The 18,397-nt window shown below is 55.5% G+C and carries 17 protein-coding genes; 11 read left to right on the forward strand and 6 right to left on the reverse strand.

Features of this window, described 5'->3' with window-relative positions:
- Positions 1-77: 77 nt before the first annotated feature.
- On the reverse strand, positions 78-578 hold the full coding sequence (cpxP, locus tag QQZ17_RS07980) for a cell-envelope stress modulator CpxP (protein WP_152406230.1): 501 nt from the start codon (positions 576-578) through the stop codon (positions 78-80).
- Positions 579-728: 150 nt separating this feature from the next.
- On the opposite strand from cpxP, the gene cpxR reads away from it, so the two are divergent.
- Positions 729-1,427, forward strand: a complete 699-nt coding sequence (gene cpxR / locus QQZ17_RS07985; protein ID WP_152401156.1) for an envelope stress response regulator transcription factor CpxR — start codon at positions 729-731, stop codon at positions 1,425-1,427.
- Positions 1,424-2,797, forward strand: coding sequence for an envelope stress sensor histidine kinase CpxA (cpxA, locus tag QQZ17_RS07990; protein ID WP_046493226.1), 1,374 nt, complete (start codon positions 1,424-1,426; stop codon positions 2,795-2,797). Before cpxR ends, cpxA begins: the two co-directional genes overlap by 4 nt.
- Before the next feature lie 114 nt (positions 2,798-2,911).
- On the opposite strand, the gene yiiM is transcribed toward cpxA, so the two are convergent.
- Positions 2,912-3,586: a 6-hydroxyaminopurine reductase gene (gene yiiM, locus QQZ17_RS07995; RefSeq protein WP_152401154.1), complete on the reverse strand. Its 675-nt coding sequence runs from the start codon at positions 3,584-3,586 to the stop codon at positions 2,912-2,914.
- Positions 3,587-3,739: 153 nt separating this feature from the next.
- Between yiiM and QQZ17_RS08000 the strand changes: the two genes are divergently transcribed.
- Positions 3,740-4,630 (forward strand): dihydrodipicolinate synthase family protein, encoded by an 891-nt coding sequence (locus QQZ17_RS08000; protein ID WP_152401152.1) that lies wholly within the window; start codon positions 3,740-3,742, stop codon positions 4,628-4,630.
- 85 nt (positions 4,631-4,715) lie between these two features.
- Here QQZ17_RS08000 and kdgT read toward each other — a convergent pair whose 3' ends face one another.
- Positions 4,716-5,699: a 2-keto-3-deoxygluconate transporter gene (kdgT, locus tag QQZ17_RS08005; protein ID WP_152401149.1), complete on the reverse strand. Its 984-nt coding sequence runs from the start codon at positions 5,697-5,699 to the stop codon at positions 4,716-4,718.
- Between the two features lie 193 nt (positions 5,700-5,892).
- Positions 5,893-6,513, reverse strand: a complete 621-nt coding sequence (gene sodA, locus QQZ17_RS08010; protein ID WP_044257452.1) for a superoxide dismutase [Mn] — start codon at positions 6,511-6,513, stop codon at positions 5,893-5,895.
- 286 nt (positions 6,514-6,799) lie between these two features.
- Here sodA and rhaT point away from each other — a divergent pair, with 286 nt between their 5' ends.
- Positions 6,800-7,834: an L-rhamnose/proton symporter RhaT gene (gene rhaT, locus QQZ17_RS08015; protein WP_152401146.1), complete on the forward strand. Its 1,035-nt coding sequence runs from the start codon at positions 6,800-6,802 to the stop codon at positions 7,832-7,834.
- Here rhaT and rhaR read toward each other — a convergent pair.
- Positions 7,831-8,679, reverse strand: coding sequence for an HTH-type transcriptional activator RhaR (rhaR, locus tag QQZ17_RS08020; protein WP_152401144.1), 849 nt, complete (start codon positions 8,677-8,679; stop codon positions 7,831-7,833). The genes rhaT and rhaR overlap by 4 nt on opposite strands.
- A 154-nt stretch (positions 8,680-8,833) precedes the next feature.
- Positions 8,834-9,670 (reverse strand): HTH-type transcriptional activator RhaS, encoded by an 837-nt coding sequence (rhaS, locus tag QQZ17_RS08025; protein ID WP_152401142.1) that lies wholly within the window; start codon positions 9,668-9,670, stop codon positions 8,834-8,836.
- Positions 9,671-9,970: 300 nt separating this feature from the next.
- Here rhaS (QQZ17_RS08025) and rhaB point away from each other — a divergent pair, with 300 nt between their 5' ends.
- The 7 genes from rhaB to QQZ17_RS08060 all read left to right on the forward strand — a co-directional run bounded on the left by rhaB (position 9,971) and on the right by QQZ17_RS08060 (position 18,350).
- Complete coding sequence (gene rhaB, locus QQZ17_RS08030) at positions 9,971-11,440, forward strand: rhamnulokinase (RefSeq protein WP_152401140.1); 1,470 nt, start codon at positions 9,971-9,973, stop codon at positions 11,438-11,440.
- Positions 11,437-12,696, forward strand: coding sequence for an L-rhamnose isomerase (gene rhaA, locus QQZ17_RS08035; protein ID WP_152401137.1), 1,260 nt, complete (start codon positions 11,437-11,439; stop codon positions 12,694-12,696). The genes rhaB and rhaA overlap by 4 nt, the downstream gene beginning before the upstream one ends.
- 110 nt (positions 12,697-12,806) lie before the next feature.
- Positions 12,807-13,634, forward strand: a complete 828-nt coding sequence (gene rhaD / locus QQZ17_RS08040; protein ID WP_152401134.1) for a rhamnulose-1-phosphate aldolase — start codon at positions 12,807-12,809, stop codon at positions 13,632-13,634.
- Between the two features lie 99 nt (positions 13,635-13,733).
- Complete coding sequence (rhaS, locus tag QQZ17_RS08045) at positions 13,734-14,720, forward strand: rhamnose ABC transporter substrate-binding protein (protein ID WP_152401132.1); 987 nt, start codon at positions 13,734-13,736, stop codon at positions 14,718-14,720.
- A gap of 119 nt (positions 14,721-14,839) precedes the next feature.
- Complete coding sequence (locus tag QQZ17_RS08050) at positions 14,840-16,345, forward strand: sugar ABC transporter ATP-binding protein (RefSeq protein WP_152401129.1); 1,506 nt, start codon at positions 14,840-14,842, stop codon at positions 16,343-16,345.
- Positions 16,345-17,349 (forward strand): ABC transporter permease, encoded by a 1,005-nt coding sequence (locus QQZ17_RS08055; protein ID WP_152401127.1) that lies wholly within the window; start codon positions 16,345-16,347, stop codon positions 17,347-17,349. The genes QQZ17_RS08050 and QQZ17_RS08055 overlap by 1 nt, the downstream gene beginning before the upstream one ends.
- Positions 17,346-18,350, forward strand: coding sequence for an ABC transporter permease (locus tag QQZ17_RS08060; RefSeq protein WP_152401125.1), 1,005 nt, complete (start codon positions 17,346-17,348; stop codon positions 18,348-18,350). The genes QQZ17_RS08055 and QQZ17_RS08060 overlap by 4 nt, the downstream gene beginning before the upstream one ends.
- The last annotated feature ends 47 nt before the right edge of the window (positions 18,351-18,397 follow it).

The raw sequence follows: 18,397 nt of genomic DNA on the forward strand, positions 1-18,397 counted from the left end.
ATCAAAGGGCAAAAAAAACCCCCACATCATGTGGGGGAAGACAGGGATGGTGTCTATGGCAAGGAAAACAGGGTTTACTACTGGGAACGTGAGTTGCTACTACTCAATAACTTCAACGAAGAACTTTTTTGCCATTGCGTCACGTCGCGCAACTGCTCCATTCTTTGTTGATGCTTCTCGTTCAAAACCGCTTGCTGCTCGGGAGTAAGCAGGCGATACATCTGGTTGCGAACTCTGGCCATTTCGACCTGTCTGGCAACCTGTGCCTGCGCCATCTTTTCTGCCTGAGCGCGTACAGCGGTTTCATCAAATTTTTCTGCAATAATAAGACGATGCATCGTCTCCATTTCGCTAACATTAACAGGCGGCTGTTCATGTCGGGCCTGTTGCATCAGATCTCGCATCTGTTGACGCTGATGTTCGGTTAAACTTATGCCGTCAAACATATGGCTTTGTACAGTGCGCGGCGCAGGGGATTCTCCCGAGTGCCAGTTATCGCCTGTAACGACTTCAGCTGCTTGGCTAACGGTACTGAGTGCCAGCGTTGAGGCCATGACGGCAGCGGTAACTTTGCGCATCATTTGCTCCCAAAATCTTTTCTGTCGCGATTCAACGAGAGACAGTTTACGATTCGGGCTGCAAACATGCGTCAGGGGGTGTAAAACAACGTAAAGTCATGGATTAGCGACGCCTGATGACGTAATTTCTGCCTCGGAGGTACTTAAACAATGAATAAAATCCTGTTAGTTGATGATGACCGAGAGCTGACTTCCCTGTTAAAGGAGCTGCTCGAAATGGAAGGCTTCAATGTGCTGGTTGCCCATGACGGGGAGCAGGCGCTTGAACTTCTGGACGACAGCATTGATTTACTTTTGCTTGATGTCATGATGCCGAAGAAAAACGGTATCGATACGCTGAAAGCGCTTCGCCAGACACACCAGACCCCCGTGATTATGCTGACCGCCCGCGGCAGCGAACTGGATCGCGTACTTGGCCTTGAGCTGGGCGCGGATGACTATTTACCGAAACCGTTTAACGATCGTGAACTGGTCGCGCGTATCCGCGCTATTTTGCGCCGCTCGCACTGGAGCGAACAGCAGCAAAGCAGCGATAACGGCTCGCCGACGCTGGAAGTGGATGCCCTCAGCCTCAATCCGGGTCGCCAGGAAGCCAGCTTTGACGGTCGGGCGCTGGAGTTAACTGGCACCGAATTCACCCTGCTCTATCTACTGGCACAGCATCTCGGCCAGGTGGTATCGCGTGAACATTTGAGCCAGGAAGTGCTGGGTAAACGCCTGACGCCTTTCGACCGCGCCATCGACATGCATATCTCAAACCTGCGGCGCAAACTGCCGGAGCGGAAAGACGGGCATCCGTGGTTTAAAACCCTGCGTGGTCGTGGCTATCTGATGGTTTCAGCTTCATGATAGGGAGCTTAACCGCGCGCATCTTTGCCATCTTCTGGTTGACGCTGGCACTGGTGTTGATGTTGGTACTGATGTTACCCAAGCTCGACTCACGCCAAATGACCGAGCTGCTGGATAGCGAACAGCGCCAGGGGTTAATGATTGAGCAACACGTTGAAGCTGAACTCGCGAACGATCCACCCAACGATTTGATGTGGTGGCGTCGCTTGTTCCGTGCGATTGACAAGTGGGCGCCGCCTGGGCAGCGATTATTGCTGGTGACCACAGAAGGACGCGTGATCGGCGCTGAACGCAGCGAGATGCAGATCATTCGTAACTTTATTGGTCAGGCGGACAACGCCGATCACCCGCAGAAGAAAAAGTACGGTCGCGTCGAAATGGTTGGGCCATTCTCCGTCAGAGATGGAGAAGATAACTACCAGCTTTACCTGATTCGCCCAGCCAGCAATTCCCAATCCGATTTTATCAACCTGCTGTTTGACCGTCCGCTATTGTTGCTGATTGTCACAATGTTAGTCAGTTCCCCGCTGTTGTTATGGCTGGCGTGGAGTCTGGCGAAACCGGCGCGTAAGTTGAAAAACGCGGCGGATGAGGTCGCTCAGGGTAACCTGCGTCAGCATCCGGAACTGGAAGCTGGCCCGCAGGAGTTCCTTGCCGCAGGCGCCAGTTTCAACCAGATGGTGACCGCCCTGGAACGCATGATGACGACGCAGCAACGTCTGTTGTCAGACATCTCGCACGAACTGAGAACCCCGCTCACGCGTCTGCAACTCGGAACCGCGCTGTTGCGTCGCCGTAGCGGCGAGAGCAAAGAGCTGGAGCGTATTGAAACCGAAGCGCAACGTCTGGACAGCATGATCAACGATCTGCTGGTGATGTCGCGCAATCAGCAGAAAAACGCGCTGGTCAGCGAAACGATGAAGGCTAATCATCTGTGGGGCGAGGTGCTGGATAACGCGGCCTTTGAAGCCGAGCAGATGGGTAAATCACTCACGGTGAATTTCCCGCCGGGGCCGTGGCCGCTGTACGGTAACCCGAACGCGCTGGAAAGTGCGCTGGAAAACATCGTCCGTAACGCCCTGCGCTATTCACATACGAAGATTGAAGTTGGCTTCGCGGTGGATAAAGACGGTATTACGATCACGGTGGATGACGATGGCCCTGGCGTCAGCCCGGAAGACCGCGAGCAGATTTTCCGCCCGTTCTATCGTACTGACGAAGCGCGCGATCGCGAATCCGGCGGCACCGGTCTGGGTCTGGCGATTGTGGAAACCGCCATTCAGCAGCATCGCGGCTGGGTGAAAGCCGAAGACAGTCCGCTGGGCGGCTTACGTCTGGTTATCTGGCTACCGTTGTACAAACGTTCGTAACGGATTGTGCCGGATGGCGGCGTAAACGCCTTATCCGGCCTACAAATCTCCACGAACGGTAGGTCGGATAAGCGAGCGCCATCAGGCATTTTTTCGGTTGCCAGATAGCGGCGTTTATTTACCCCACAAACGACGTGACTGGTCTTCGATTGTGCCGCTCAGTCGGCGCTTTTGCATCGTTCGCGTCCAGCTCTTCGACAGCCCCGCCGCTGACAGCAAACGGTGATACTGTTCATCGTCAAAAGGCATATGCCAGGCAATGGCAACAGCCTCCTGCACGCTGACGTCGCTAACCCGGGAGACCAGCTCCAGTGGCGCATCGGCTGATACCATGCCTGGAGCAACCACGCTGCACAGCCAGCCCGTTTTGCCGCAGTTCTGCATCAGGCTCGCCATATCGCCGATCCCAAAGTGGAAATTGAGCTTGAAGCACGGTGAACGCGGCTGCGTGACCTGAATCAGCGCCTCGCCCCAACGGAAAATATCGCCGATATAGACATTTTGTTCCGTCAGGCCATCGGTAGAGAGGTTCTCACCAAAAGCCGGCGCCACGAATTGATCCGCCTGCTCCGGGAACTCGCGCGCCCAGTACAGATAATGCTCGCGTGGATAATGGCACAGCGCACGATCGGGCCCGCCGTGGATTTTCGTTTCTGCCTGTTCATCGCCTTCCAGGCCCAGTTCCGTCAGCATCAGTTCGCCATCGACCTGAATTTTGCCAATCGCACTGGGGCGGCTTCCCGCGTAGTCCTGAATCTTGCCGCTGAACACGTCTACTGGATATCGCATCTGGTCCCTCTCCCCGATAAATTTGCCTTATTTAACCACAATTATTTTACCTCAACCGCGCAAAATGAGAGCAAGGTTCACACGATGCGCAACTATCCATGCTATCTATTGAAGGGATTTTGAAACGCCATTTCATAATAAGGAGTCAACAACGTGACAGGTCAAACGCAGTTTGCTGGCGTCTGGTGCCCCTCCATTACGCCAATGGATCAGGATGGTAATATCGATCTCAACGGTCTGAGCCAACACCTTCAACGCCTGACTGAGGCAAAAATCGACGTGATTTTGCTGATGGGCAGTATCGGGGAGTTCGCGTCCTTCACTCTTGACGAACGCTTGCTGTTGATTCGCGAGGCGCGCGCCATGAGCTCATTGAAGATGGTGGCTAACGTCTCCTCCACCTGCATCCACGATGTATTACGGATGGCGCAGGAAGCGTATCGCACAGGCTACGATGCAGTGATGGTTCTGCCGCCGTATTACTACGGCCAAACGCCGAAGCAGTTGCTGAGCTACTTCCGCCAGTTGGGGCAAAAGCTCAGCGGGAAATGGTTCGCCTACAACTTCCCGCCACGCACCGGCAGCGATTTAACGCCGGATCTGGTCGCCCAACTTGCCAGCGAGTTCCCTAACTTTGCCGGGATCAAAGATACCGTCGACTGTCAGTCGCATACCCGTAGAATGATCGAGGCAACCCAGGCCGTACGTGACGATTTTGCCGTACTCTCAGGCTATGACGAGTATTTCATTCCTAACCTGCTGGCTGGCGGGGCGGGGATTATCTCCGGACTCAACAACGTTATGCCGGAACTGTTTGTCAGCGCGCGTGAAGCGTTCAAAGCCGGAGACCTGGCGGCCCTGCGCGACATTCAGCAGAAAATTGGCGTCTATATGTCGATTTATGCCATCGGCGAAGATTTCGTCACCACCATCAAGACGGTGGTATCGCGGAAGTTCGGCTATTGCAGCGGGGTTTCACGTAATGCGGGCGGCGAGTTGAACGAACACGACTGCCGGACAATTGATGAGGTCTTTGGTCGTTAAAAGACAAGGCCTGGTGAGATTCACCAGGCCTTTTTATGATGCAAAAAAAGGCCGGATAAGCGCAGTGCTATCCGGCATTATTGTTTTATTTTACAGCATGTTGGATTTCGATTGCCGCCGCTTTCGCTTTGACCTTCTTCGACCAGACAGAGGTGATAATTGGCACAAGGATTGACGTCACAATCACCGAGGTTGCCACCAGCGAGGTTGCCGCCGGCGCCATCGGTTTAAATGCGGGCACCATTTCTGCGATCAGTACCGGTGTCGCCACCGCCGCACCTGCTGAGCTGGAAGCGGCAATCCCTGCCGTACCGTCGCCGCCGCCGATCAGTTTATCGGCAACGATCAGCGGAATACCGGTCACGATAATCACCGCCACACCCAACAGAATGCCCAACAGACCGGTCTGCGCAATCACGCTCAGATCGATGGTGTTGCCCAGCGCAAAGGCGAAGAAGGGGATCAGCGTCTGTACCGCTTTACTGAAGAACTCGCGCAGCTCAGGGTCCAGATTACCCAGCGTGAAGCCCACCAGGAATGGCAGCACCGCGCCGACAAAAACATGCGGTTCAAACGACGCAATCCCGGCCGTACCGAGGATGATCATCGTCATCAGCGGGCCAGATTCCAGCGACATCAGGACAAATGCCCCGGCCTCTTCTTTGGTGCCGTACTGCTGCATGATCGACGCGTACAGCCCACCGTTGGTCATGTCCATTGCCGCAACCAGCGCCAGTGTCGACAGCCCGGCAAAGAATCCTACCTCCACGCCATGTTCAGGGATAATCCGCGAGGCAATCGCCGCCACCACCCACGCCACAGCAATTTTGGTCACCACCAGCGTTCCAGACTTACGCAGGACGGTACCCGTTGCGCTCAGCTTGATGGAGGCCCCCATGCAGAAAAACCACACGGCCAGAATCGGCACCGTACCGGTGATCATCCCGTTGGTGAATGAGCCAAAATATTTCCCCGCGTCGGGAGAGAACGTGTGACACAACGCGCCCAGGAACAGAGGGACGAGCATCATGCCGCCAGGGATTTTTTCTATCGTGCGTTTAATCTGCATTTCCATCACCTTCCGATGTAAAGATGTGTCAACGATAGACATTCAGCACAATAATAAAAGTGATCCCAACCACATAACAAAACAATGTTTCATTTTTTGTGGATCGCTGTTTTTGATTTGATTTTGATCACAAAAAAACCCCACCGGCCGCGCCGACGGGGTCATACAAACGCTACGTCTTGTTAAATAAGACTTATTTTTTCGCCGCGAAACGCGCAGCCGCTTCGTCCCAGTTCACCACGTTCCAGAACTCTTTGATGTAGTCCGGGCGACGGTTCTGGAATTTCAGGTAGTAAGCGTGTTCCCACACGTCCAGACCCACAATCGGGAAGCCGGAAGCGCCAGAAATCGCTTCACCCATCAGCGGGGAATCCTGGTTTGCGGTAGAAACGACCGCCAGTTTATCGCCTTTCAGCACCAGCCAGGCCCAGCCAGAACCGAAACGGGTTGCAGCAGCTTTTTCAAACTCTGCTTTGAAGTTATCAACGGAGCCGAAATCACGTTCGATAGCCGCTTTCAGATCGCCCTGCAGGGTCGTGCCCTTTTTCAGGCCTTTCCAGAACAGGCTGTGGTTAGCGTGACCGCCCGCGTTGTTACGCAGAACGGTTTTTTTGTCGGCCGGTACCTGATCCAGTTTAGCGATCAGCTCTTCCGCAGACAGGTTAGCGAATTCAGGAAGACTTTCCAGCGCCGCGTTGGCGTTGTTTACATAGGTCTGGTGGTGTTTGGTATGGTGGATTTCCATCGTCTGCTTATCGAAGTGCGGTTCCAGCGCATCATAAGCGTACGGCAGGGATGGCAGTGTATAACTCATATTCATCTCCATTATTGTCGAGCGGCCGGGTGTTAACGCCGCGTAAGCAGTTGGTTCATTATAGTTAATTAAATGATATTGAAAATGATTATCAATGCCGTACTTTTTATAAGGTTATTACCTTTACGTCTATTGTTGATTATGTGAGCCATATCACCCACTTAACCGGGCCTTTGCCAGAAAGGAAAAATCGCGGCAATCGGCAAAAGGTTATACATCTGCGCAATTTTTAAACTCATGACGTCGGAAGGGTAGAAACGACGATAAAAACAATGAGGATGATGTAATGAGTAACGCGATTACGATGGGTATTTTTTGGCATTTGATAGGCGCGGCCAGTGCAGCCTGTTTCTATGCCCCGTTCAAACAAGTGAAACAGTGGTCATGGGAAACCATGTGGTCGGTCGGCGGGATTGTCTCCTGGCTGATTCTTCCCTGGACCATCAGCGCCATGCTGCTGCCCAACTTCTGGGCCTACTACAGTTCTTTCAACCTCTCCACTCTGCTTCCGGTGTTCCTGTTCGGCGCAATGTGGGGCATTGGTAATATCAACTACGGCCTGACCATGCGCTACCTCGGCATGTCGATGGGGATTGGCATTGCCATTGGCATCACGCTGATTGTCGGTACGCTGATGACCCCTATCATCAACGGCAACTTTGATGTGCTGATTAACACCGAAGGCGGGCGGATGACCCTGCTCGGGGTACTGGTTGCGCTGATTGGCGTCGGGATTGTCACCCGTGCGGGCCAGCTCAAAGAGCGCAAAATGGGCATCAAAGCCGAAGATTTCAACCTGAAAAAAGGGCTACTGCTGGCGGTGATGTGCGGGATTTTCTCCGCAGGCATGTCGTTTGCGATGAACGCCGCGAAGCCGATGCATGAAGCAGCCGCGGCGCTGGGTGTAGACCCGCTGTATGTCGCGCTGCCAAGCTACGTGGTGATCATGGGCGGCGGCGCGCTGGTCAACCTGGGCTTCTGTTTTGTTCGTCTGGCAAAAGTGAAGAACCTGTCGGTAAAAGCCGACTTCTCGCTGGCAAAATCGCTTATCATCACCAACGTGCTGCTGTCCGCGCTGGGTGGCCTGATGTGGTATCTGCAATTCTTCTTCTACGCCTGGGGCCACGCGCGCATTCCGGCGCAATATGACTACATCAGTTGGATGCTGCACATGAGTTTCTACGTGCTGTGCGGTGGTATCGTCGGTCTGGTGCTGAAAGAGTGGAACAACGCCGGGCGTCGTCCCGTCAGCGTACTGAGTCTGGGATGCGTAGTGATCATCATCGCCGCCAACATTGTCGGTCTGGGCATGGCAAGCTAATCACTTGAGTTACTGAGATGACGCCACTGACTGGGCGTCATCCCGGTTTCCCGCGTGAACACCACAGAAAAGTAGTTACTGTCCTCAAATCCACACTTCATCGAAATTTCACCGATCATCAGACGGCTGTGCTGAAGAAGATATTGCGCATGGCAGACGCGAACCTGACGCTGATACTGGTTAATCGTCATCCCGGTCTGACTACGAAACTGCTGACGCAGCACGCGTTCGCTGCACGCCTCCCGGCAGCAAAAGGTATCCAGCGCAAACGGACGTTCCAGACTGGCGGCCAGCGCGGTAATCAGTTTATCCAGCAGCGTTTCGCTGGAGGTCGCTGGCAGCGTGTCGGTGGCATAGCGATGGCGCTTCAGCGTCATTACCAGCTGGCCAAAGAGCAGCTCTGCCATCTCGTTAGCGAGCGGATCGTGCTGGTTACTTTCATGCTCAATCTGGCTTATCACCTGGCGCGCCTGCGTCATTCCAGCACTGCCCAGCCGCCAGTGCGGCTGCCGCGGCGTGCCGTTAAATCCGGGAATCGCCCCCTCCCAGCCCAGGTTCAGCTTTAGCCGCTCCGGGCAATAGATGATGTTTTGCAACACGAGGTCATTAACGGAGGTATAGGAGTGCTTGTCTTCGGCACGAATATAAAACAGATCGCCACGGGTGATGCGATAGGGACGGTCGTTCAGCACATGCAGACCATTGCCTCGCCAGACAATCACCAGCTCACAGAAATCATGCGTATGTTCGGCAAACACATCCTGCGGATAGCGATCGGCAACGGCGACGGCCTGCCCGGCATTCGCAAAGAAGTCGTCTTTTAGAAGAATCAGTTGATTCGCCACCAGAATATTCCTTGCCGGATGGCGGCTTCGCCTTATCCGGCCTACAAATTACGTGAACACGTAGGCCGGATAAGACGCCACCGCGTCGCCATCCGGCATCACAGATCGATGATTATCAGCAATTTGGCGGCGAAAAACGTTGATAGTATTCGCGTTACTGAAGTAACGCATCCCGTCCCTGGCGGATGTCGCGCGGCGACCAGTCAAATTCACGGCGAAACAGGGTCGAAAAGTGGTTACTGTCGCCGAAACCGCAGCGATAGGCGATCTCCGTGACGCTTTCATCGCTATGACGTAACAGATGGCGGGCCTTGATTAAACGCAGACGGTTGAGATAGCGCTGCGGCGTCAATCCGGTCTGTTGCTTCAACTGGCGATGCAATGTGCGCAGGGACAGCGAGAACCTACCGGCCAGCGCCTCCCAGCACACTTCTTCCGCAAAATGATCTTCCAGCCAGGCCATCAGATGATTCAGCCGTGCATCGTTATTTTCCGCCCCTTCCATCAGGCTACTTTTGCGTAGCAGCACCAGCAACTGCATAAACAGAATTTCACGATTGGCCACGCCGGGGAGATCGCTCTCATCGCCATCCTGTTCCATTTTTGCCACCAGTTGACGCACCTGTTGCAGCGCACCCTGATTTACCCGCCAGTGGGAGGGATACACGCCATCCTGTTCCTGCGGCAGCAGTTGATCCAGTCCGGCCAGGAAGCGGAACGCATCGGGCGAGCGGTAGAGCACATTGGTCAGGCAAAGATTGTCCGTATGTTCATACAAGTGCCGGTCATGGTCGCGGACAAAGCAAACCGTACCGCCGCTGATGGTATAGGGCTGCCCATTGAACACATGAATACCGGTGCCATGTTCCACAATCACAATTTCATGAAAATCATGATGATGCTCTGGAAAAGCAGGCTGCGGTAGCCGGGGCTCGATGGCCACGGGCGCTTTACCTGATGGAAAAAAATCCACGCTGTGCAGTACGGTCATGATGGCATCCGGGTCAAATGAACATGTCAGAAATAGTAATTAAGGGTTAGCCACCTCACCTTAAATTTTTGACACGAAACCGTGCAAACAGGGTCAATTTTTCAAGAAAAGACGGGAAAGATCCGGAAATGCGGACGGCGTCACATCAGGGGATATCGCGCTTATTACCGGAAACTGTGAACGTTATCACGTTCACCTTTGCTTTCTTGCCAGCGGCCAATTTTGCCTGTCAGTAACAAGAAGGTGAGCCATGACGAGGTTTTCTAGACTGGGCTTAATGAAACTCAGAAGGACCTCACTATGACTTTTCGCCATTGTGTCGCTGTCGATCTTGGCGCCTCCAGCGGACGCGTAATGCTGGCGCGCTATGACAGTGAACATCGCACCCTGACGCTGCGTGAAATTCACCGCTTCGTTAACTGCCTGCAAAAGCAGGACGGTTTCGACACCTGGGATCTCGACAGCCTCGAAGACGCCATCCGCCTGGGTCTGGAAAAAGTCTGCGATGAAGGTATCCGCATTGACAGTATCGGTATTGATACCTGGGGCGTGGACTATGTCCTGCTCGATAAACAAGGTCAACGTGTCGGACTACCGGTTTCCTACCGTGACAGCCGCACCACGGGAGTGATGCAGCGCGCGCAGGAACAGCTCGGTAAATGCGCGATTTATCAACGCAGCGGGATCCAGTTCCTGCCCTTCAACACGCTTTACCAACTGCGCGCACAGGTCGAACAACAGCCGGAGCAGGTTGCGCAGGTCGCGCACGCCCTGCTGATTCCCGACTACTTCAGCTTTCGTCTGACCGGGGAATTGAACTGGGAATACACCAACGCCACCACCACTCAACTGGTGAATATCAACAGCGACGACTGGGATGAAACGCTGCTGGCGTGGACGGGGGCGGACAACGCCTGGTTTGGCCGCCCCACGCATCCGGGCAACGTGATTGGTTACTGGATTTGCCCACAGAAAAATCAAATCCCGGTGGTGGCCGTCGCCAGTCATGACACCGCCAGCGCGGTAATCGCCTCGCCGCTGGCCGATAAACACAGCGCGTATCTCTCATCCGGCACCTGGTCGTTAATGGGCTTTGAAAGCAGAACGCCTTACACCAACGACGCCGCACTGGCAGCGAACATCACTAACGAAGGCGGCGCGGAAGGGCGTTATCGGGTACTGAAAAATATCATGGGACTGTGGCTGTTACAGCGTGTGCTGAAAGAGCGTCAGGTGGACGACCTGTCCGCGTTAATTGCCGCCACGCGGTCATTGCCCGTTTGTCGTTTCCTGATCAACCCGAATGACGATCGCTTTATCAACCCCGCCAACATGAGTGCCGAAATTCAGGCCGCCTGCCGCGAGTCCGGGCAGCCGGTGCCCGACAGCGATGCGGAACTGGCCCGCTGTATTTTCGACAGCCTGGCGCTGCTGTACGCCGATGTGTTGCAGGAACTGGCGACGCTGCGCGGCGAGTCTTTCAGCCAGTTGCATATTGTTGGCGGTGGCTGCCAGAACGTCTTGCTGAACCAGCTTTGCGCCGATGCTTGCGGTATCCGCGTCATCGCCGGCCCTGTTGAAGCCTCCACGCTCGGCAACATTGGTATCCAGTTGATGACGCTGGATGAACTGAGCAACGTCGATGACTTCCGCCAGGTGGTCACCGCCAACGACAACCTGACCACTTTTACCCCCAATCCTGATAGTGAGATTGCCCGCTATATCGCGCAATTTCATTCAAAACGACAGACAAAGGAGCTTTGCGCATGACCACTCAACTGGAACAAGCCTGGGAACTGGCGAAACAACGCTTCGCCGCAGTAGGTATTGATGTCGAGGAGGCTTTGCGCCAGCTCGATCGTCTGCCGGTCTCGATGCACTGCTGGCAGGGCGATGACGTAGCCGGTTTCGAAAACCCGGAAGGGTCGCTAACCGGCGGTATTCAGGCCACCGGCAACTATCCGGGTAAAGCGCGCAATGCCCGTGAGCTACGCGCCGATCTGGAACAGGCGATCAGCCTGATCCCAGGTCCCAAACGACTGAATCTGCATGCTATCTATCTGGAATCGGATACCCCGGTCGCCCGCGACAATATCAAACCGGAGCACTTTAAAAACTGGGTGGAGTGGGCAAAAGCGCATCAACTCGGTCTGGATTTCAATCCGTCCTGCTTTTCGCATCCGCTGAGCGCAGATGGCTTCACGCTGGCGCACGCCGATGACAACATCCGCCAGTTCTGGATCGACCACTGCAAGGCCAGCCGCCGCGTATCCGCTTACTTTGGTGAACAACTGGGTACGCCGTCGGTGATGAATATCTGGATCCCGGACGGCATGAAAGATGTCACTGTGGACCGTCTGGCCCCGCGTCAGCGCCTGATGGAGGCGCTGGATGAGGTCATCAGTGAAAAACTGAATCCGGCGCACCATATCGACGCCGTCGAAAGCAAACTCTTTGGTATCGGCGCGGAAAGCTACACCGTCGGCTCCAACGAGTTCTACATGGGATACGCCACCAGTCGCCAGACCGCGCTGTGTCTCGATGCCGGCCACTTCCATCCCACTGAAGTGATCTCCGACAAGATCTCCGCTGCCATGCTGTACGTGCCTCGTCTGCTGCTGCACGTGAGCCGCCCGGTGCGTTGGGACAGCGACCACGTGGTGCTGCTGGATGATGAAACCCAGGCGATTGCCAGCGAGATCGTACGCCACAACCTGTTCGACCGCGTCCACATCGGTCTCGACTTCTTCGACGCTTCCATCAACCGCATCGCGGCATGGGTCATCGGCACCCGCAACATGAAAAAAGCGCTGCTGCGCGCCCTGCTGGAACCGACCGAACATCTGCGTCAACTGGAAGCCAGCGGTGATTACACCGCGCGTCTGGCACTGCTGGAAGAGCAGAAATGTCTGCCGTGGCAGGCGGTATGGGAGATGTATTGCCAGCGCCATGACACGCCAACCGGTAGCCAGTGGCTGGAGAGCGTTCGCACCTATGAGAAAGAGATTTTGAGCAAACGCGGTTAACGCATCATTGCCGGATGGCGCTGCGCTTATCCGGCCTACTGGCACTCTCAACATCGTAGGCCCGATAAGCGCAGCGCCATCGGGCATTTACTAAGACAGGTACATCTTTTATGCAAAATATTCTCGACGCCTGGTTTGTTCAGGGAATGATTAAAGCCACTTCCGATGCCTGGCTGAAAGGTTGGGATGAGCGCAACGGCGGCAACCTGACGCTGCGTCTCGACGACGCGGACCTCTCCCCCTTCAGCGCCGACTTCCATCGTGCGCCGCGCTACATTGCCCTGAGCCAGCCAATGCCGCTGCTGGCGAACACGCCGTTTATCGTAACCGGCTCCGGTAAATTCTTCCGCAACGTACAGCTCGATCCCGCCGCCAATTTAGGCATCGTGAAAGTGGACAGCGACGGGGCGGGCTACCACATTCTATGGGGGCTGACGAACGAAGCGGTTCCCACCTCTGAGCTACCGGCACACTTCTTGTCACACTGCGAGCGCATCCAGACCACTCAAGGTAAAGATCGCGTGATCATGCACTGCCACGCCACCAACCTGATCGCCCTGACCTATGTGCTGGAAAACAGCACCGCGCTTTTCACCCGCAAACTGTGGGAAGGCAGTACCGAGTGTCTGGTGGTCTTCCCGGATGGCGTGGGCATTCTGCCGTGGATGGTGCCGGGCACCGACGAGATAGGTCAGGCTACCGCGCAAGAAATGCAGAAACATTCGCTGGTGCTGTGGCCATTCCACGGCGTATTCGGCAGCGGCCCGACGCTGGATGAAGCGTTTGGGCTGATCGATACCGCCGAGAAGTCCGCTGAAGTGTTAGTCAAAGTGCTGTCGATGGGCGGTATGAAGCAAACCATCAGCCGCGAGGACCTGATTGCGCTGGGTAAACGCTTTGGCGTCACCCCGCTCGCCAGTGCATTAGAACTGTATTGATAACAACATCGCGCCCCGCTCACTGAGACGGGGCGAACTCTGTCACCTGCAAATCCAAACCATTCCCTATGGGAATCAACATTATGTGGAGTAAAAGCAATGAAAATAAAGACAAGCTTGATCCTCACCGTTGCCATTCTGGCGTTGTCCGGTTCCGCTTTAGCTGAAGTGAAAATCGCCCTGGTGGCGAAATCGTTAGGTAATGGATTCTTCGAAGCCGCAAACGTCGGCGCCCAGGAAGCCGCCAAAGAGATCGGTGATGTCAACGTGATCTACACCGGTCCCACCACGACCACCGCAGAAGCCCAGATCGAAGTTCTGAACGGCTTGATCGCCCAGGGTGTTGATGCGATCGCCATCTCCGCCAACGATCCCGATGCCGTCGTGCCCGTATTGAAAAAAGCGATGCAGCGCGGGATCAAAGTGGTCTCATGGGATTCCGGCGTGGCGCCTGCGGGTCGGCAGATCCACCTTAATCCGTCGAATAATGCGCTGATCGGCGAAACCAACGTCAAGCTCGCCGCCGATGCGCTGAAGGCGCTGAACGTGGAGAAAGGGGATGTGGCGATCCTGAGCGCCACGCCAACGTCGACCAACCAGAATATCTGGATTGCGGAGATGAAAAAGGTGCTTGCGCAGTATCCGTCCATCAACCTGGTGACCGTGGCCTATGGCGACGATCTCTCTGACAAGAGCTACCGTGAAGCGGTGGGGCTGCTCAAATCTTACCCTGACCTGAAAGTGATCGTCTCCCCTTCTTCCGTCGGCATTGTCGCCGCGGCACAGGCGGTGAAGGATCAGGGCAAAATTGGCAAAGTGTACGTGACCGGCCTTGGCTTGCCGTCTGAAATGGCGGGGGCGGTGAAGTCGGGCGCGTCGAAAAGTTTTGCGATCTGGAACCCTATCGATCTGGGCTATGCGGCAACATATCTGGCGGTCGATCTGGTCAAAGGCACCGCCAGCAAAACCGAAGCCAATATGGGGAGACTGGGCAAAGTGCAGTTGGATGCCGACGGCAATGGCGCGATGGCTAAGCCATTCGTCTACGATGCCAGCAACATAGATAAGTTCTCAAAAATCTTCTGATCCCAGGGTCACGCCGCCGGATGACGTTGTGCTTATCCGGCCGGCGAGTACCGATACGTTTTGTAGGCCGGATAAGCGTTAGCGCCATCCGGCAACGCTACATGAAGAGGAGAACTGACATGTCCACCCCTTTACTACAACTTCATGGGATCACCAAGATATTCCCCGGCGTGCGCGCCCTTGAGAACGTGCAACTCGATCTCTGGCCTGGCAAAGTGACCGCGCTGGTGGGCGAAAATGGCGCGGGGAAATCCACGCTGGTCAAAGTGATGACCGGTATCTATCAGCCAGAAGAGGGGGAAATCCTCTACAAAGCTATTCCTGTTCGGCTCCCGAATCCGGAAGCGGCGCATAAAGTCGGCATCACCGCGATTCATCAGGAAACGGTGCTGTTCGATGAGCTGTCAGTGACCGAGAATATTTTTGTCGGCCAGTACCTGTATAAAGGTCTTCTCAAAAAGCTCGACTGGCCAGAAATGCACCGTCGGGCACTGGCAATTCTCACCCGGCTTGAGGTGCAGATCGATCCGCACGCCACGCTGAAAACCCTGAGTATCGCGCAGCGCCATATGGTGGCCATTGCCCGTGCGCTCTCCTTTGAGGCCCAGGTGGTGATTCTCGATGAGCCAACCGCAGCGCTGTCACAGCACGAAATTCTGGAGTTTTATCAAATCGTTGAGCGCCTGAAGCAGGAAGGCAAAGCGATTCTGTTTATCTCTCACAAGTTTGATGAAATCTTTGAGCTGGCAGACTACTACACCATTCTGCGCGACGGCGCGTTTGTCAGTTCCGGCGACATCCATGAGATTAGCGAAGAGCGGATGGTCGCCATGATGGTGGGACGCGCCATTACCCAAACCTTCCCGAAAGTGGCCAGTGAGAAAGGCGAGACGGTGCTGGAGGTGAAAGATCTCTGTCATCCCACCGAATTTGCTCACATTGATTTCACCCTGAGAAAAGGGGAGATCCTCGGCTTCTACGGACTGGTGGGCGCGGGGCGTACCGAACTGATGCAGGCGCTGTCCGGCGTTTCCCGGCCTTCTCACGGTGAGATCCGCCTCAACGGGCGGGCCATTCATTTTCATCAGCCCGCCGATGCAATTCGCGCCGGTATTGTCTGCGTGCCGGAAGAGCGGCAAAAACAGGGGGCAATCATTGAAATGAGTATCGCCGAGAACATCAGCCTGCCGCAGTTGAGTAAGCTGAATCCGCGCGGCGTGCTCAATGCGGCGCGGGAGTGGCAACTGGCTGACAGCTACGCCAAACGCCTGCAGGTCAAAGCCTTTAGCTGGCGTCAGGCGGTCGAAACGCTCTCTGGCGGCAATCAGCAAAAGGTGGTCATTGGCAAATGGCTCGCCACCCATCCTGAAGTGATTATTCTCGACGAACCGACCAAAGGCATTGATATCGGTTCGAAGGCGGCAGTGCACCAGTTTATGTCCGAACTGGTGGCGCAAGGTCTGGCGGTGATCATGGTTTCCTCAGAACTCCCGGAAGTGATGGGCATGGCAGACAGAATTATTGTCATGCACGAAGGGCTGATGGTCGCGCAATACCGCGCCGGTGAAGCCACGGCGGAGGCCATTGTCAGCGCCGCCAGCGGCATCGCTAAGGAGGCAGCATAATGATTCAGCGTCTGCTTAAACATCGCGAAGCCCTGCTGGCGGCGGTCATCCTCCTGATGATCGCCGCCATCGGCAGTCGCGTCCCGTCGTTTGTCTCCCCCGGCAACCTGGCCGAAATCTTCAATGACACCGCCATTCTTATCATCCTGGCGCTCGGGCAAATGATGGTGCTGCTAACCAAAGGTATCGATCTGTCGATGGCCGCCAATCTGGCGCTCACCGGGATGATCGTCGCCCTGCTCAACTTCCAGCATCCTGAGATCCCCGTCTGGGCGTTGATGTTACTGGCAACCGCCTGTGGCCTGGTGATGGGGATGATCAACGGTCTGCTGGTCTGGAAATTAGGTATTCCGGCAATTGTGGTCACGCTCGGCACCATGAGTATTTATCGCGGCATTATCTTTTTGCTGTCGAACGGTGGCTGGATTAACTCGCATCAGATGAGCGACAGCTTCCTCGCCCTTCCCCGTTTCGTCCTGCTTGGCCTGCCGGTGCTGAGCTGGTGTGCTATCGCCGCCGTTATCGTGGTGAGCTACTTCCTGCGCTACAGCCGCACTGGGCGGGCGCTTTACACCGCAGGCGGTAACGCCACCGCAGCGTACTACACCGGGATCAACGCCGGGAAAATGCAGTTCGTCAGCTTCTGCCTGTCGGGTGCCCTCGCCGGTTTCTGCGGCTACCTGTGGATTTCCCGATTCGCTGTTGCCTATGTCGATGTAGCTAACGGTTTTGAGTTACAGGTTGTGGCAGCCTGTGTGATTGGGGGGATCAGTACGATGGGAGGGATCGGTCGCGTTCTCGGCTGCCTGTGTGGCGCGTTGTTCCTCGGCGTGATCAATAACGCTTTGCCCGTCATTGGCATCTCACCTTTCTGGCAGATGGCCATTTCCGGCGCGGTGATCGTGATTGCCGTTCTGCTTAATGAACGCAGCAATAAACAGAAAGGCCGTTTAATTCTGCGCAACGCGGCACTGGCACGGCAAAAACAGGCGGTGAACTCATGAGTAAAGTGATGACGTCTGAAGCGATCGAACGCGCCCCCGATACGCGTGCGGTCTGGCAACGCCTGTTGTGCTGGGAAGGTTTTCTGCTTACCGTCACCCTGGCGGTATTTATCGTCAATGCGCTGGCCTCGCCGTACTTCCTTAATATCTGGAATCTCTCCGACGCGACGTTCAACTTCACCGAAAAAGCGATCATCGTGCTGCCGATGGCGATGCTGATTATCGCCAGGGAGATCGATCTCTCGGTGGCCTCGACCCTGGCGCTCAGTTCGACAGCCATGGGATTCTGCGCGGCGGCGGGGATGGATACGCCCCTGCTGGTCTGTGTCGGACTGGGAACCGGACTCTTGTGCGGGCTGCTGAACGGCATCCTGGTCACGCGGTTCAACCTCTCGTCCATTGTGATAACCATCGGCACCATGAGCTTGTATCGCGGCATAACCTACATTTTGCTCGGCGATCAGGCGCTGAATGCCTGGCCGGAGAGCTTTGCGTGGTTTGGTCAGGGCTATGTCTGGGGGGCGCTGTCGTTCGAGTTCGCGCTGTTTATCGTGCTGGCGATAGCGTTCACCTTCCTGCTGCACAAAACAAACTTTGGTCGCCGCACCTACGCCATCGGCAATAACCCGGTGGGCGCGTGGTATTCCGGCATTAACGTCAAACGCCACAACCTGATTTTATTCGCCCTGGTCGGACTCATGGCGGGACTGGCCGCCGTGTTGCTCACCTCCCGACTTGGCAGTACGCGTCCCACCATCGCGATGGGCTGGGAGTTGGCGGTGGTAACGATGGCGGTGCTGGGCGGCGTCAATATTCTCGGCGGCTCCGGCAGTATGACCGGCGTCATCATCGCGGCCTTCCTGATGGGGCTGGTGACCTTCGGTCTGAGTCTGCTCAACGTGCCGGGCATCGTCATGTCGATCATTATCGGCGCGATGCTGATTGTGGTTATCTCGCTGCCCATCCTGACGCGCCGGGTTATGCAACGACGACGAATCTGAATCCCCCCGGCGACATGGAGTTTTGCCGCCGGAAATATCATCACTTT

This window comes from Citrobacter sp. T1.2D-1 (assembly GCF_950098555.1).
In the GTDB taxonomy this organism is placed as follows: Bacteria; Pseudomonadota; Gammaproteobacteria; order Enterobacterales; family Enterobacteriaceae; genus Citrobacter_A; species Citrobacter_A telavivensis.